At 62.9% G+C, this 14,290-nt stretch carries 13 protein-coding genes and 1 tRNA gene; 9 read left to right on the plus strand and 5 right to left on the minus strand.

Annotated features, from left to right (window positions below):
* Positions 1-4 precede the first annotated feature (4 nt).
* From tmk to GYA95_RS03620, 8 genes are all read left to right on the plus strand, one after another.
* Entirely contained in the window at positions 5-637 is a 633-nt protein-coding gene (tmk, locus tag GYA95_RS03585) for a dTMP kinase (protein WP_015269414.1), read from the plus strand.
* Entirely contained in the window at positions 630-1,616 is a 987-nt protein-coding gene (locus tag GYA95_RS03590; protein ID WP_015269415.1) for a DNA polymerase III subunit delta', read from the plus strand. Before tmk ends, GYA95_RS03590 begins: the two co-directional genes overlap by 8 nt.
* 30 nt (positions 1,617-1,646) lie before the next feature.
* Positions 1,647-2,429: a TatD family hydrolase gene (locus GYA95_RS03595; protein WP_013971582.1), complete on the plus strand. Its 783-nt coding sequence runs from the start codon at positions 1,647-1,649 to the stop codon at positions 2,427-2,429.
* 400 nt (positions 2,430-2,829) lie between these two features.
* Positions 2,830-3,465 (plus strand): TetR/AcrR family transcriptional regulator, encoded by a 636-nt coding sequence (locus GYA95_RS03600; protein WP_003260720.1) that lies wholly within the window; start codon positions 2,830-2,832, stop codon positions 3,463-3,465.
* Between the two features lie 209 nt (positions 3,466-3,674).
* Positions 3,675-4,643, plus strand: a complete 969-nt coding sequence (locus tag GYA95_RS03605; RefSeq protein ID WP_015269416.1) for a GTP 3',8-cyclase MoaA — start codon at positions 3,675-3,677, stop codon at positions 4,641-4,643.
* A 66-nt stretch (positions 4,644-4,709) separates the two neighbouring features.
* Positions 4,710-5,315: a DUF4823 domain-containing protein gene (locus tag GYA95_RS03610; RefSeq protein WP_015269417.1), complete on the plus strand. Its 606-nt coding sequence runs from the start codon at positions 4,710-4,712 to the stop codon at positions 5,313-5,315.
* Between the two features lie 10 nt (positions 5,316-5,325).
* The gene (locus GYA95_RS03615) at positions 5,326-5,886 is read left to right on the plus strand and encodes a DUF1285 domain-containing protein (RefSeq protein ID WP_015269418.1); all 561 of its coding nucleotides are present in this window, start codon (positions 5,326-5,328) and stop codon (positions 5,884-5,886) included.
* A 155-nt stretch (positions 5,887-6,041) separates the two neighbouring features.
* Positions 6,042-6,458, plus strand: a complete 417-nt coding sequence (locus GYA95_RS03620; RefSeq protein ID WP_015269419.1) for a cupin domain-containing protein — start codon at positions 6,042-6,044, stop codon at positions 6,456-6,458.
* On the opposite strand, the gene GYA95_RS03625 is transcribed toward GYA95_RS03620, so the two are convergent.
* The 3 genes from GYA95_RS03625 to GYA95_RS03635 form a co-directional block, all read right to left on the minus strand.
* Complete coding sequence (locus GYA95_RS03625) at positions 6,431-7,717, minus strand: cytidine/deoxycytidylate deaminase family protein (RefSeq protein WP_015269420.1); 1,287 nt, start codon at positions 7,715-7,717, stop codon at positions 6,431-6,433. The two genes, GYA95_RS03620 and GYA95_RS03625, sit on opposite strands and share 28 nt — an antisense overlap.
* 114 nt (positions 7,718-7,831) lie before the next feature.
* Positions 7,832-7,907: transfer RNA gene (locus GYA95_RS03630), tRNA-Asn, on the minus strand.
* Between the two features lie 62 nt (positions 7,908-7,969).
* Positions 7,970-9,166: an amino acid aminotransferase gene (locus GYA95_RS03635; protein WP_015269421.1), complete on the minus strand. Its 1,197-nt coding sequence runs from the start codon at positions 9,164-9,166 to the stop codon at positions 7,970-7,972.
* Positions 9,167-9,454: 288 nt separating this feature from the next.
* On the opposite strand from GYA95_RS03635, the gene uvrB reads away from it, so the two are divergent.
* Entirely contained in the window at positions 9,455-11,470 is a 2,016-nt protein-coding gene (uvrB, locus tag GYA95_RS03640) for an excinuclease ABC subunit UvrB (RefSeq protein ID WP_015269422.1), read from the plus strand.
* Between the two features lie 127 nt (positions 11,471-11,597).
* Here the strand turns inward: uvrB and GYA95_RS03645 are convergent, their stop codons facing one another.
* On the minus strand, positions 11,598-13,088 hold the full coding sequence (locus GYA95_RS03645; protein ID WP_170976291.1) for an MDR family MFS transporter: 1,491 nt from the start codon (positions 13,086-13,088) through the stop codon (positions 11,598-11,600).
* A gap of 49 nt (positions 13,089-13,137) precedes the next feature.
* Positions 13,138-14,193: an HlyD family secretion protein gene (locus GYA95_RS03650; protein WP_015269424.1), complete on the minus strand. Its 1,056-nt coding sequence runs from the start codon at positions 14,191-14,193 to the stop codon at positions 13,138-13,140.
* Positions 14,194-14,290 lie beyond the last annotated feature (97 nt).

Here is a 14,290-nt window from a genome sequence, read left to right on the forward strand (position 1 = left end):
GCCTGTGAGCGGCTTGTTTATTACTTTGGAAGGCCCCGAAGGCGCGGGCAAGAGCACCAACCGCGACTACCTGGCTGCGCGCCTGTGCGAGCAGGGCCTGGACGTAGTGCTGACCCGTGAGCCCGGCGGCACGCCGCTGGCCGAAAAGGTGCGTGAGCTGCTGCTGGCGCCCAGCGATGAAAGCATGGTGGCCGACACCGAACTGTTGCTGGTGTTCGCTGCGCGTGCCCAGCACCTGGCGCAGGTGATCCGGCCGGCGCTGGCCCGCGGGGCCGTAGTCTTGTGTGACAGGTTTACCGATGCGACATACGCCTACCAGGGCGGCGGGCGTGGTTTGCCAGTCGAGCGTATCGCCATCCTGGAGCAATTCGTCCAGGGCGACCTGCGCCCGGATCTGACTCTGGTCTTCGATCTGCCAGTCGAAGTGGGCCTGGCCCGCGCCGCCGCCCGCGGCCGCCTGGACCGTTTCGAGCAGGAAGGCCAGGCGTTCTTCGAAGCAGTGCGCCAGGCCTACCTGCAGCGCGCCGGTCGCGAACCACAGCGCTATACCCTGCTTGATGCCGCCCAGTCTCTGGAGGCGGTGCAGCGCTCCATCGATGCGTTGCTACCAGGCATCGTGGAGCGTTGCCGTGGCTGAGGCCTATCCTTGGCAGCAGGCCCTCTGGCAGCAACTGGCCGGCCGCAGCCAGCACGCTCACGCCTACCTGCTGCATGGGCCGCAGGGTATCGGCAAGCGGGCCTTGGCCGAGCGCCTGATGGCCCGCCTGCTGTGCCAGCAGCCCCAGGGCCTGGAGGCCTGTGGCGCGTGCAAGTCCTGTCTGCTGCTCAAGGCCGGCAGCCACCCGGACAACTTCGTACTCGAGCCCGAAGAAGCTGACAAGCCTATCAAGGTAGATCAGGTACGCGAGCTGGTGGCCTTCGTGGTGCAGACCGCGCAGCTGGGTGGGCGCAAGGTGGTACTGATCGAGCCAGTGGAGGCGATGAACGTCAACGCCTCCAACGCCCTGCTCAAGAGCCTCGAAGAGCCCTCCGGTGATACCGTGTTGCTGCTGGTCACCCACCAGCCCAGCCGTCTGTTGCCGACCATCAAGAGCCGTTGCCAGCAGGTCGCCTGCCCGCAGCCCAGCCTGGCCCAGAGCCAAGCCTGGCTGGCCGGCGCGCTGCCCGACAGTGATGAGACCGAGCGCGACGAGTTGCTGACCCTGGCTGCCGGTTCGCCGCTGATGGCGGTCAGCTTGCAGGCGCAAGGCGTGCGAGAGCAGCGTGCGCTGGTCACCGACGGGGTGAAGAAGCTGCTCAAGCAGCAGCAATCGCCTAGCCAGCTGGCCGATGCCTGGAACGGTGTACCGCTGCTGCTGCTGTTCGACTGGTTCTGCGATTGGGCGCACCTGATCCTGCGCTACCAATTGACCCAGGACGAGGAAGGGCTAGGCTTGGCCGATATGCGCAAGGTGGTGCAGTACCTGGCGCAGAAGAGCCGCCAGGCCAAGGTGCTGGAGGTGCAGGCATGGATCCTGGAACAGCGCCAGAAGGTGCTGGGCAAGGCCAACCTCAACCGCGCCCTGCTGCTTGAATCGCTGCTGGCCCATTGGCTGCAGTTGCCGGGCGCCCGCTGATTTTCATTTTTTCATGTGTGTCGTTATCCCATGCTCGTAGATTCCCATTGCCACCTCGACCGTCTGGACCTGAGCGCCCACCAGGGCTCCCTCGATGCTGCCCTGCAGGCGGCGCGTGAGCGCGGGGTCGGGCATTTCCTGTGTATTGGCGTCAGTGCCGAGAATGCTGGTGCGGTGAAGGCGCTGAGCGAGCGTTACGCCGATGTCGATTGCTCGGTGGGCGTGCACCCGCTGGACCTGGCGCCGGGCGAAACGCCGGCGCTGGAATGGCTGCTGCGCGAACTGGCTCACCCACATGTGGTGGCGATTGGAGAAACCGGGCTGGATTACCACTACGAGCCGGAAGCAGCCGAGTTGCAGCAAGCCTCGTTCCGCCTGCACCTGGAGGCCTCGCGGCAGACCGGCAAACCGGTGATCGTGCATACCCGTGCGGCGCGTGCCGATACCCTGGCACTGCTGCGCGAGGCCAATCTGCCGCAGGCCGGCGTGCTGCACTGCTTCACCGAAGACTGGGACATGGCCAAGGCGGCGCTGGACCTGGGGTATTACATTTCGTTGTCTGGCATCGTTACCTTCCGCAATGCCGATGCCCTGCGTGAAGTGGCGCGGCAGGTGCCGGTCGATCGTTTGCTGGTGGAAACGGATTCGCCGTACCTGGCGCCGATTCCGTATCGCGGCAAGCCGAATTTGCCGCAGTATGTGCGTGAGGTGGCGGAGTACGTGGCTTCGTTGCGCGGGGCCAGTTATGAGCAGTTGGCCGAACAGACCACTGCCAACTTCAAGCGTTTGTTCCCGTTGGCGCGGGTGGCCTGACTCGAAGGGTTGCGGGTGAGGGCACCTAGCAGCCCACACGTAATCCCAAAAATGCCCCCAACGCCCCCCTCGAAACACCCAAAAAAAACCCGGGTTCTGGGGGGGGAATCCGGGTTAAGACCATTAGGAGTAAAACAAAGGTACGCGGTCCCTGAGCACCTTTATCGGCGCGCCACTTGGGGGGGATGCGCCGCGCCAACACTTCAAGTATTAGTCAGCTTTGGCGCAGTGCCAGTGCATATTGATCGATTTTTAAACAAATTTGGAATACGCCCACGTTTCATTCCTCCCGCAGCGCATGGCCATAAGCATCGTGAAACACAGACATGCTTGGATGATCCGTGCAATTTCTTGCAAGTTAGGCATAATAAACCGCTTCGATTGTCATCCAGTCCTTCCTATGCAGAAAGAACCTCGTAAGGTCCGTGAGTTTCGCCGTCGCGAACAGGAAATCCTCGACACCGCGCTCAAGCTTTTTCTCGAACAGGGAGAAGACAGCGTCACCGTCGAGATGATCGCCGACGCCGTGGGCATCGGCAAAGGCACGATCTACAAGCACTTCAAGTCCAAGGCGGAGATCTACCTGCGCCTGATGCTCGACTACGAGCGCGACCTGAACGCGCTGTTGCATTCGGCCGACGTCGATCGCGACAAGGAAGCCCTGTCGCGAGCCTACTTCGAGTTCCGCATGCGCGATCCGCAGCGTTACCGGCTGTTCGACCGCCTGGAAGAAAAGGTGGTCAAGGGCAACCAGGTACCGGAAATGGTCGAACAGCTGCACAGCATCCGTGCCTCCAACTTCGACCGCCTGACCCAGCTGATCAAGGGCCGTATCAGCGAAGGCAAGCTCGAAGACGTGCCGCCGTATTTCCACTATTGCGCCGCCTGGGCGCTGGTGCACGGCGCCGTGGCGCTTTACCACTCGCCGTTCTGGAGCAATGTGCTGGAGGACCAGGAAGGCTTCTTCCAGTTCCTGATGGACATTGGCGTGCGCATGGGCAACAAGCGCAAGCGCGACCCGGAACCTTCGAACTGAAGCATCCGCGTTCAGGCAATACGCAGTACCTGTAGGAGCAGCCTTGTGCTGCGAAAGGGCCGGTACAGCCAGCACACATCTGCATGGCTGTACTGGCCCTTTCGCAGCACAAGGCTGCTCTTACCTATTTCGGCGATGTGCAGGGCTTGCAAAAACCTGATTTATGAGTCAGGTTTTGCCAGCCCCCATCATCCATGCCGGAGTCATTCATGATCGTCGATCGTCAAGGCAGGCGTTTTCGCAACCTGCGCGTCAGCCTGACGGCTGCCTGTAACTATGCCTGCACCTACTGCGTGCCAGACGGCAAGCGCCTGGTGGCAGCACAGGACGAACTGTCGGCGGAGGCCCTGGCTCGTGGCGTGGCCTACCTGATCGAAGCCGCCGGCATCGAACGCTTGCGCATCACCGGCGGTGAGCCATTGGTCAGTCCGCGCCTGGATGCTTTCCTGGCCGCCGTGGCCAAGCTCGACCTTGACGATATCTCGATGACTACCAATGGCCAGTTGCTGGCGCGCAAGTTGCCCCAGTTGCAGGCGGCAGGTATCCGCCGATTGAACGTTTCCCTCGACACCCTCGACCCTCAGGCGTTCCGCCGTATTGCCCGGGGCGGCGACTTGGCCAGCGTGCTGGCGGGCATGGAGCGGGCCAGCGCCATGGGCATGCAGATCAAGGTGAACATGGTGCCGATGCGCGGGCACAACCTCGATCAGGTGCTGCCGCTGCTGGATTATTGCCTTGAGCGCGGCTTCGAACTGCGCTTCATCGAGCTCATGCGCATGGGCCACCTGGCCCGTGACCAAAACGTCTTCCTGCAGCAGTTCGTCGGCCTCGACCAACTGCTCGCACTGATTGCTGGCAAGCATGCCTACGTTCAGGTCGATGCGCCGCTGGACGCCACTGCCTTGCGTTATCAGGTGCCCGGCAGAGGCCACTTCGGCGTGATCGCCAACGAAAGCGTACCATTCTGCCGCACCTGCTCGCGGCTGCGCCTGTCCTCCACGGGCTGGCTGCATGGCTGCCTGTCGTCGGGCAATCGCCATTTCGTCGGCGACCTTCTGGAAAAACCGCGCCATCAGGCGCTGCCGGCGCTGCAGCGCTTGCTGGTAAAGGCCTTGGCAGACAAACAGGACCTGGCGTTTTCCGGCGATGTGATGGTGATGAAGGTGATTGGCGGCTGAAGCTGGCGCAAAAGCTGCATCCGCCAGCTATTCGCCGGTTTTTCGTCGCCGGCCACTGGAGGAAAGATGCGTAGCCTGGTTTTGCTGCTGGCGCTGATGGCGTTGGGCGGTTGCATGAATGTCAGCGATATGGGCGAGGGCGTCCGTTACCACATGAGCGATGCCGGTCTGCTGGACCACAGCGATACCCGTCGCACCCTGTCGATCCGCCTGCAGCCCGATTCGTTCATCTTCATCGGCCAGGGCGCGTTCGTGCCTCCGGGCAAGGGACCGGTGCCGCGGCAGAACGCGGTGGCCGAGCAGGCCTACAAGAGCTTCGTCGAATATTTCCCGCTGGTACGGCGTGCCCAAGGGCCATTGGGCCTGGAAGAGGCCATCGCCCAGGCCCGTTCGGTGGGTGCCGACTACGTGCTGTACACCCGCTTCGCGCGCACCGACGACCGCATCGGCAATGGCGACGAGTGGTATGACGAACAAGCGGTCGACCGCCTGGGCTGGGACACCGGCGTGGTGCAGATGATGCTCATCGAAACCAGTACCCGCTACCTGATCGACACTGCACGTATCAAGAGCCGTGGCGGTTTGTTGACGTTCCACGATAAAACCCCGGAGGATTTGCTTGGCGCGCCGATGCGCGAGTACGCTCGTAGCCTTCTGGGTGTGAGTAAATGAGGCAAGCGTGATGAGCGATTCCGGCAAGGCCAATGATCTTCTGGCGCAGATTCCCAAGGCCAAGGGCCTGCCGCCGGTACATCTGTGGAACCCGGACTTCTGCGGTGACATCGACATGCGCATCGCCCGTGATGGCACCTGGTATTACCTGGGTACGCCGATCGGTCGCAAGCCGATGGTGCGGCTGTTTTCCACCATCATCCGCCGCGATGGCGATGACTACTTCCTGATTACCCCGGTAGAGAAGGTGGGCATCCGCGTCGACGATGCGCCGTTCGTGGCCGTGGCGCTTGACGTGGAAGGTGAGGGTGAGCAGCAGGTGCTGCACTTCACCAGCAATGTCGAGGACCAGGTCGAAGCCGGGCCGGCCAACCCGCTGCGCGTGGTGATCGACGCTGTCACGCAGGAGCCATCGCCGTATGTGCTGATACGCAGCAACCTCGAGGCGCTGATTAATCGCAATGTGTTCTACCAGTTGGTAGAGCTGGCGGTGCCGCGCGAGATCGACGGGGAAGAGTGGCTTGGGGTCTGGAGCCACGGTGAGTTTTATCCGATCGGACGTAGCAGCTGAGATATCTGGTGCCTGCACCGGCTTCCTCGCGGGCTTGCCCGCGAAGAGGTCGGCACAGGCAATGATCGGCCTCTTGGTTTTTCCCCGAATTGGTCATTTGTCTCTCTGCCCCACAGGCCTAACCTGCAGGCAATTGCCATCCAGGAGAAGCCCCCATGAAACCGTTTAGCATCATCCTTTTCGCCCTGCTCGCCGCTCAAACCCCTGCCTGGGCGCACGGCGATGCTGCCGACCAGGTCAAGGTGCTGCAGCAGCAACAACCCTCGAACGCCCCCGGCAAGAGCGCCGTGATGCTCACCGTCAGCTACGCCCCCGGCCAGGCATCACCTGCGCATCAGCACCCGGGCGCAGTGATGGCCTACGTGCTGGAAGGGGCAGTGGTATCGAAGCTCGATAACGAGCCGGAGAAAACCTACAAGGCCGGTGAATACTGGTACGAAGCCCCGGGTACCGTGCACAGCGTGTCACGCAACGCCAGTCAGAAGCAGTCAGCCAGGTTGCTGGTCTGGAGCCTGGTGGATGAAGGCAGTGCGGTCACATTGCCCTATCCGGCAGCAGGCTCGGAGCGCTGAGCCTGCCCCAGCCGGGTTGTAACTTCCTGCATCAGGTTCGGGTCCAGTACCTGGCAAGGCGCAACCTGCACGTTGCTCGTGTAGAACGGCGGCAGATTTTGCGCCAGTCGAGCAACATCCTTGGCAGTGCAGCCTGTTGGCAGCAATACATATTGCAGGCTTGAGGGGAAGGACGGCGCGGTGTGCCGTTCCATGGTGGAGCCATACGCGCCAAGGGTCATGACCGCCTCGCTGTCGGCCGGGTCCGGAAAACGGAGCAGGACGAATGTGCAGAAACGGGGGTGGGTGAGATGCTGGTGTGCTTCGTGGCGGACCTGTGGGTCGTCATGGTTCATCAGGTTCCAGCGCAACGCGGCGTAGCTGCGAGTGGTCTCCATGAATGCAGTGCGAATGGGGGAGCGCGTTTCGTCACCGCTCAGGCAGGCCAGCAGATTGCCGAATGGGTCCAGCAAGGCTACGGCATTGCACGTATCTGCCGCGAGCGCTGTGTCGACCAATGGCTCGGCCAGTTCGATGCCGGGCAGCCGAGGGTCTGCACTTTTGCTGCGCAGGCTCCATGGGCTCAAGCCCGCCAGGGCCTGGCGTACCAGGCTCCGGCTGGGTAGGGTGATCGGGTCCTTCAGGGCAGATGGCGGGAGGCCGGCGTTGCTGCTTTCGTCGTGCACATGGTTCACGCTGGCCTCGAACAACGAACGGGTAAGGCACATCGTTGCGGCGTCGATGCGTTCGCCAGCGTAGACCGGCCCTTGCGGCGGCCCGACATAGTCGCGATCAAAAGGGCTGCCGACAGCATAGTAGCCCCACGTGGCTTGCGCGCGCAGACGAAGTGCGGCCGGCAGGCCGGGGAATTCGAAACGGCCGTCATGATTGACGCCGGCAAAGGTGTCGAGCGCACTTACGGCAACATTGAAGCCGGCAGTCAGCAAGGCGCCTGCGCACATGGCGCAGGGGTCGAGCGTGGTGATGACGGTCAGTTCATGCGTGGGGGGGAGGGCAAGGCGCTGCTGGTTGTCGAAATACCAGTCGACCAGCCGGCGCTCACCATGCCCCGCTGGGTCGCGGAGCCTGAATGCGGGTTGCGCCTGGCTGGCAGAGGGCTCCAGCACGCGATTGTGCAGGGCGATCAGTACCTTTCCAGTGGCATTTTCGATGATGCAGCCACCCACGGCGAACGTTGCTTGTCGGCTTGCCAGGAGGGCCTGGTTGGCGGCGATTGCTACCGCTTGCTGAGCGTTCTGGGTGAAATCGTTGGCTTTCATGCTTGCCTGTGCTCGTCGAGGGATCTCGGACGATACAGCAGCCGTGCGCTGGCATGAGGGGATAAGTGCAACAAAAAACCTCCAGTGCTTGCGCATCTGGAGGTTTTCAATGTTTGGCTCCGCGACCTGGACTCGAACCAGGGACCCAATGATTAACAGTCATTTGCTCTACCGACTGAGCTATCGCGGAATCTGTGCGTATCTTACTGATTGCCCAGGGGAAGTCAAGCCACCCCTAGGCAAAACAATGAGTTACAGTACCTGCACGATAGCTTTGGTCACTACGTGGATGTTGCTCTTGTTCAGCGCGGCCACGGCGATGCGGCCGGTGTCCAGCGCATAGATGCCGAACTCGTTCTTCAGGCGGGCGACCTGTTCGACGGTCAGGCCCGAGTACGAGAACATGCCAACCTGGCGGCCAACGAAGCTGAAGTCGCGGTTGGCGCCATATTCGGCCAGCAGCGAAACCATCTGCTTGCGCATGCCGTGGATGCGCTCGCGCATTTCGGCCAGCTCGGTTTCCCACATCTGGCGCAGTTCGGCGCTGTTCAGCACGGTGGCAACGATGGTTGCACCGTGGGTCGGCGGGTTGGAGTAGGTGGTGCGGATCACGCGCTTGACCTGCGACAGCACGCGGGTGCTCTCGTCCTTGGAGGCGGTGACGATCGACAGCGCACCGACGCGCTCGCCGTACAGCGAGAACGACTTGGAGAACGAGCTGGACACGAAGAACTCCAGGCCCGACTCGGCGAACAGGCGCACGGCGAAGGCGTCTTCGGCGATGCCGTCACCGAAGCCCTGGTAGGCCATGTCGAGGAACGGCACGTGGCCCTTGGCCTTGACCACTTCCAGGACGTTCTTCCAGTCGTCCAGGCTCAGGTCGACGCCAGTCGGGTTGTGGCAGCAGGCGTGCAGCACCACGATCGAGCCGGACGGCAGGTTGTTCAGGTCTTCGAGCATGCCGGCGCGGTTGACGTCGTTGGTCGGCGCGTCGTAGTAGCGGTAGTTCTGCACCGGGAAGCCGGCCGATTCGAACAGCGCACGGTGGTTTTCCCAGCTCGGGTCGCTGATGGCAACCACGGCGTTCGGCGACACACGCTTGAGGAAGTCGGCGCCAATCTTCAGTGCGCCGGTACCGCCGACGGCCTGCACGGTAACCACGCGGCCGGCGGCCAGCAGTGGCGACTCGGCGCCGAACAGCAGCTTTTGTACAGCCTGGTCGTAGGTGGCGATACCGTCGATCGGCAGGTAGCCGCGCGAGGCGTGCTGGGCGGCACGCTGGGTCTCGGCTTCGATCACGGCGCGCAGCAGCGGAATTCGGCCTTCCTCATTGCAATATACGCCCACGCCCAGGTTGACCTTGTCGGTACGTGGGTCGGCGTTGAATGCTTCGTTGAGGCCCAGAATAGGGTCGCGGGGTGCCAGCTCGACAGCGGAAAACAGGCTCATTGTTACCTTGGCTCTGATTGGAGTGTGATAGGACGTACACGCTCCAGCCCGAATGCACTGAAGCGGTGCACAAACGGGGAGTCAGTATAGTGATACCGACCGGTCACCGCGACAGTCCGGCATCGCTTTTCAGGTCATTTGCGCAAATATTTTTCGACCATTGGTCTAATTGCCGGGTCCACTGCAACAAGCGCTCACAGCTGTGCCTTGAAAGCGCCCCCCTGCGGGCGCATTTGGGTATAGACTACTGGCTAAATTTACAGTTGCTGCAACACCGCGAGGTCTGTCATGTCCGAGTTCCAGCTCGTCACCCGTTTCCAGCCGGCCGGCGACCAGCCCGAGGCCATCCGCCAGATGGTCGAAGGTATCGAGGCGGGGCTGTCGCACCAGACGCTGCTCGGGGTGACTGGCTCGGGCAAGACCTTCAGCATCGCCAACGTCATTCAGCAGGTGCAGCGGCCTACCCTGGTGCTTGCGCCGAACAAGACCCTGGCCGCGCAGCTTTATGGCGAATTCAAGGCATTCTTCCCCAACAATGCGGTGGAGTACTTCGTTTCCTACTACGACTACTACCAGCCTGAAGCCTACGTACCGTCGTCCGACACCTTCATCGAGAAGGACGCTTCGATCAACGACCACATCGAGCAGATGCGCCTGTCGGCGACCAAGGCGCTGCTGGAGCGGCGTGACGCGATCATCGTCACCACCGTGTCGTGCATCTACGGCCTTGGCAGCCCCGAGACCTACCTGAAAATGGTCCTGCACGTGGACCGTGGCGACAAGCTCGACCAGCGCGCGTTGCTGCGCCGCCTGGCCGACCTGCAATACACCCGCAACGAGATGGACTTCGCCCGCGCCACCTTCCGCGTGCGCGGCGATGTGATCGACATCTTCCCGGCCGAATCGGACCTCGAGGCCATCCGCATCGAACTGTTCGATGACGAGGTGGAGAACATCGCCGCCTTCGACCCGCTGACCGGCGAGGTCTTCCGCAAGCTGCCGCGTTTCACCTTCTACCCCAAGAGCCACTACGTCACCCCGCGGGAAACCCTGCTGGAGGCGGTGGAAGGCATCAAGGAAGAGCTCAAGGACCGCCTGGAATACCTGCAGAAGGCCAACAAGCTGGTCGAGGCCCAGCGCCTGGAGCAACGCACCCGCTTCGATCTGGAGATGATCCTGGAGCTGGGCTACTGCAACGGCATCGAGAACTACTCGCGCTACCTGTCCGGGCGCCCGGCCGGGGCGCCGCCGCCCACCCTGTACGACTACCTGCCGCCCGATGCGCTGCTGGTGATCGACGAATCCCACGTCAGCGTTCCGCAGGTCGGCGCCATGTACAAGGGCGACCGCTCGCGCAAGGAAACCCTGGTCGAGTACGGCTTCCGCCTGCCTTCGGCGCTGGACAACCGGCCGATGCGTTTCGACGAGTGGGAGGACGTCAGCCCGCAGACCATCTTCGTATCCGCCACCCCGGGCCCCTATGAGGCCGAGCACGCCGGGCGCGTGGTAGAGCAGGTGGTGCGCCCCACCGGCCTGGTCGACCCTCAGGTGGAAGTACGCCCGGCGCTTACCCAGGTGGATGACCTGCTGTCGGAAATCCGCAAGCGCGTGGCACAGGGCGAGCGGGTGCTGGCCACCACGCTGACCAAGCGCATGGCCGAAGACCTCACCGACTACCTGGCCGACCACGACGTGCGGGTGCGTTACCTGCACTCGGACATCGACACCGTCGAGCGGGTGGAGATCATCCGCGACCTGCGCCTGGGTACCTTCGACGTGCTGGTGGGCATCAACCTGCTGCGTGAGGGCCTGGACATGCCCGAGGTGTCGCTGGTGGCGATCCTCGATGCCGACAAGGAAGGTTTCCTGCGCTCCGAGCGCTCACTGATCCAGACCATCGGCCGTGCTGCGCGTAACCTCAATGGTCGGGCCATCCTGTATGCCGACAACATCACCGGTTCCATGCAGCGCGCCATCGACGAAACCGAGCGTCGTCGCGAGAAGCAGATCGCATTCAACCAGGCCAATGGCATCGTGCCCAAAGGTGTGGTCAAGGACATCACCGATATCATGGAAGGCGCCACCGTGCCCGGCGCGCGCAGCAAGAAGCGCAAGGGCATGGCCAAGGCAGCGGAGGAGAGCGCCCGTTACGAGGCCGAGCTGCGCACGCCGGGCGAGATCACCAAACGCATCAAGCAACTGGAAGAGAAGATGATGCAGTTCGCCCGCGACCTGGAGTTCGAGGCCGCGGCGCAATTGCGCGACGAGATTGCCCAGCTGCGCGAGCGGTTGATTACCAGCTGAAGCCTGGCGCGGGCCTTGTGGGAGCGGGCGTGCCCGCGAAGAATTCAACGCGGTGGCTGGCACCGGCTGCGCCGGTGTTCGCGGGCACGCCCGCTCCCACAGGGACCGCATACAGTTTGAAATAGCCTCAATGTGCTTCTCCCGCTTTCAGCCCCTCCGGCAACTTGCGGGTCAACAACACCGCCACCATGCTCACCGCTAACCCGATCCCCACAAAGTGGAACGCATCGTTATAGGCCATGATCAACGCCTGCTGGTGAGTGATCTCGCTCAACTTGCCCAGCGCCGCATTGTCATTGCCCAGCCGCTCCGCCAGTTGCGCCAACCGTTCCGCCACCTGCGGGTTGCTCGGCACCACCGCCTCCCTCAGGTAATCGAAATACACCTTGGTCCGTGCATCCAGCAGGGTGGCCAGCAGCGCAATGCCGATCGCACCGCCCAGGTTACGCAGGATATTGAACAGGCTCGACGCCGAACCCGCATCCTGCGGCTGTATATACGCCGTGGCGATCAGCGAAATGGTCACCATGATCATTGGCTGGCCGATGGCACGGATGATCTGGATATGGTTGAACTGCGGCCCTGCAAAATCCGGATTGAGCACCCCCGAGCCGAAACTGGCGGCGCCGAACAGGCAGAACCCCAGGGCACACAACACCTTGGGCGACACCACTTTCATCAGTTGCGGCACCAACGGGATCAGGAACAGCTGCGGGATACCCATCCACATGATCACCTCGCCGATCTGCAAGGCGTTGTAGCCCTGCACCTGCGCCAGGTACAGCGGCAGCAGGTAGATCGACCCGTACAAGCCCACCCCCATGCCAAGGCTGGCGATGCTCGACAGGCCAAAGTTGCGGTTGCCGAGGATGCGCAGGTTGATCAGCGGGTGTGGCTTGGAAAACTGCAGGATGACGAAGGTGATCAGGCTGACCAGGGCGGTGCTGCCCAGGCCGACGATCAGCTGCGATTCCAGCCAGTCCTTGCGGTGGCCTTCCTCCAGGAACACCTGCAGGCAGCCAAGCCCCAGGCCCAGGGTGACGATGCCGGCGTAATCGGTGCTTTTCAGCAGCTCCCAGTGCGCGTCCTTCTTTTCCAGCCCGTACAGCAGGCCGGCGATCATCACCAGGCCCGGTGGGATATTGATGTAGAAAATGTACTCCCAGCCCCAGTTCTCGGTCAGCCAGCCGCCCAAGGTGGGGCCGATGGAGGGGGCGAAGGTGGCGGTCATGGCGAACATGGCCATGCCCTTGGCGCGGTGGTGTTCGGGCAGCTTGATCAGGGTCAGGGTGAAGGCCAGCGGGATCAGCGCACCGCCGGTAAAACCCTGCAGGGCGCGGAACAGGATCATGCTCTCCAGGTTCCAGGCCATCGAACATAACAGCGACGACAACAGGAAACCGCTGGACACCCACACGGCCAGGCGCCGCGCCGACAGCAGCTGCACCAGCCAGGCGGTGAGCGGGATCATGATGATTTCCGCGACCAGGTAAGAGGTGGAAATCCACGAGCCTTCCTCCAGCGTCGCCGACAGTGCGCCCTGGATGTCCTTGAGCGACGAGTTGGTGATCTGGATGTCCAGCACCGCCATGAAGGCGCCGAGCATCACGCTCATCACCGCGATCCAGTCCCGCCGTGTCGGCTCCGCGGTTGGCCTGAGCAGCTGGTCACCGGCCATTGTGGCCTTCGTCTTCGCTGCGCAGGTCGACGGTGGCGGTCACCGACATGCCAGGGCGGATGCGCCCGTGCAGCGGGTTGTCAGCGCGGAAGGTCAGCTTGACCGGAATACGCTGCACCACCTTGGTGAAGTTGCCGGTGGCGTTGTCGGGCGGTAGCAGGCTGAACTGCGCGCCGGAGGCGGCGAAAAGGCTGTCGACCCGGCCTTCTATCGGTGTGTCGGGGTAGCTGTCGAACAGCAGCTCGGCACGCTGGCCGGGCTGCATGCGGCCGATCTGGGTTTCCTTGAAATTGGCCTGCACCCAGATGTCTTCATCCGGCACGATCGACAGCAGGTAAGCACCGGCCTGTACCACCTGGCCATTGCGCGCGTTGCGCTGGCCGATGCTGCCGCTGATCGGTGCACGGATTTCACAGCGGGTCAGGTTCAGTTCGGCTTGTGCCAGGTCGGCGCGAGCGTTGGCGATCTGCGCGTCGAGGCGCTTGAGTTCGGCGGTCAGTGCGTTGACTTGCTGGCGCTGGCTTTGCAGGTCGGCACGGGCCTTGTCGACCTGCGAGCCGGCGACATGGCTGTCCGCGGACAGGGTGGTGACCCGTTCTTCCGATACGAAACCTGGTTTGCGCAGCTTCTCGGCACGGCTCAGGTCCAGGCGCGAGCGGTCGAAGGTGGCCTGGTTGGCCGCCACCTGGGCCTGGCCGGCGGCGATCAGGCTGGCTTGCTGGGTCAGGCGGCTTTGCGCCTGCACCTGCTCGGCTTCGCGGGTGGCCAGGGCGGCGCGGGCGCGTTGCACGGCCAGTTCGAAGTCGGCGGCCTCCAGGCGCACCAGCAGGTCGCCTTTCCTGACGTGCTGGTTGTCCTCGACCCGCACCTCGTCGATGCGTGCGCCCAACTGGCTGGAAATGCGGGTGATCTCGCCCTGTACGTAGGCGTTGTCGGTGCTTTCGTAGAAGCGGCCCTTGAAGTACCAGTGGCCCAGGAAGGTGAGGGCGATGACGGCCACCAAGGTGAAGAAGACCAGCAGGCGGCGTTTGAGTTGGGCAGGCATGAGGACTATCGTTCCAGAAATGTAAATAAATTTAACAGCGGCACATGGCCGGTCGACAAGTGACGTTCGCGCCATTGCTGGAGCCCGGTGCCTGCCT

The organism is Pseudomonas asiatica (assembly GCF_009932335.1).
GTDB classification, from domain to species: domain Bacteria; phylum Pseudomonadota; class Gammaproteobacteria; order Pseudomonadales; family Pseudomonadaceae; genus Aquipseudomonas; species Aquipseudomonas asiatica.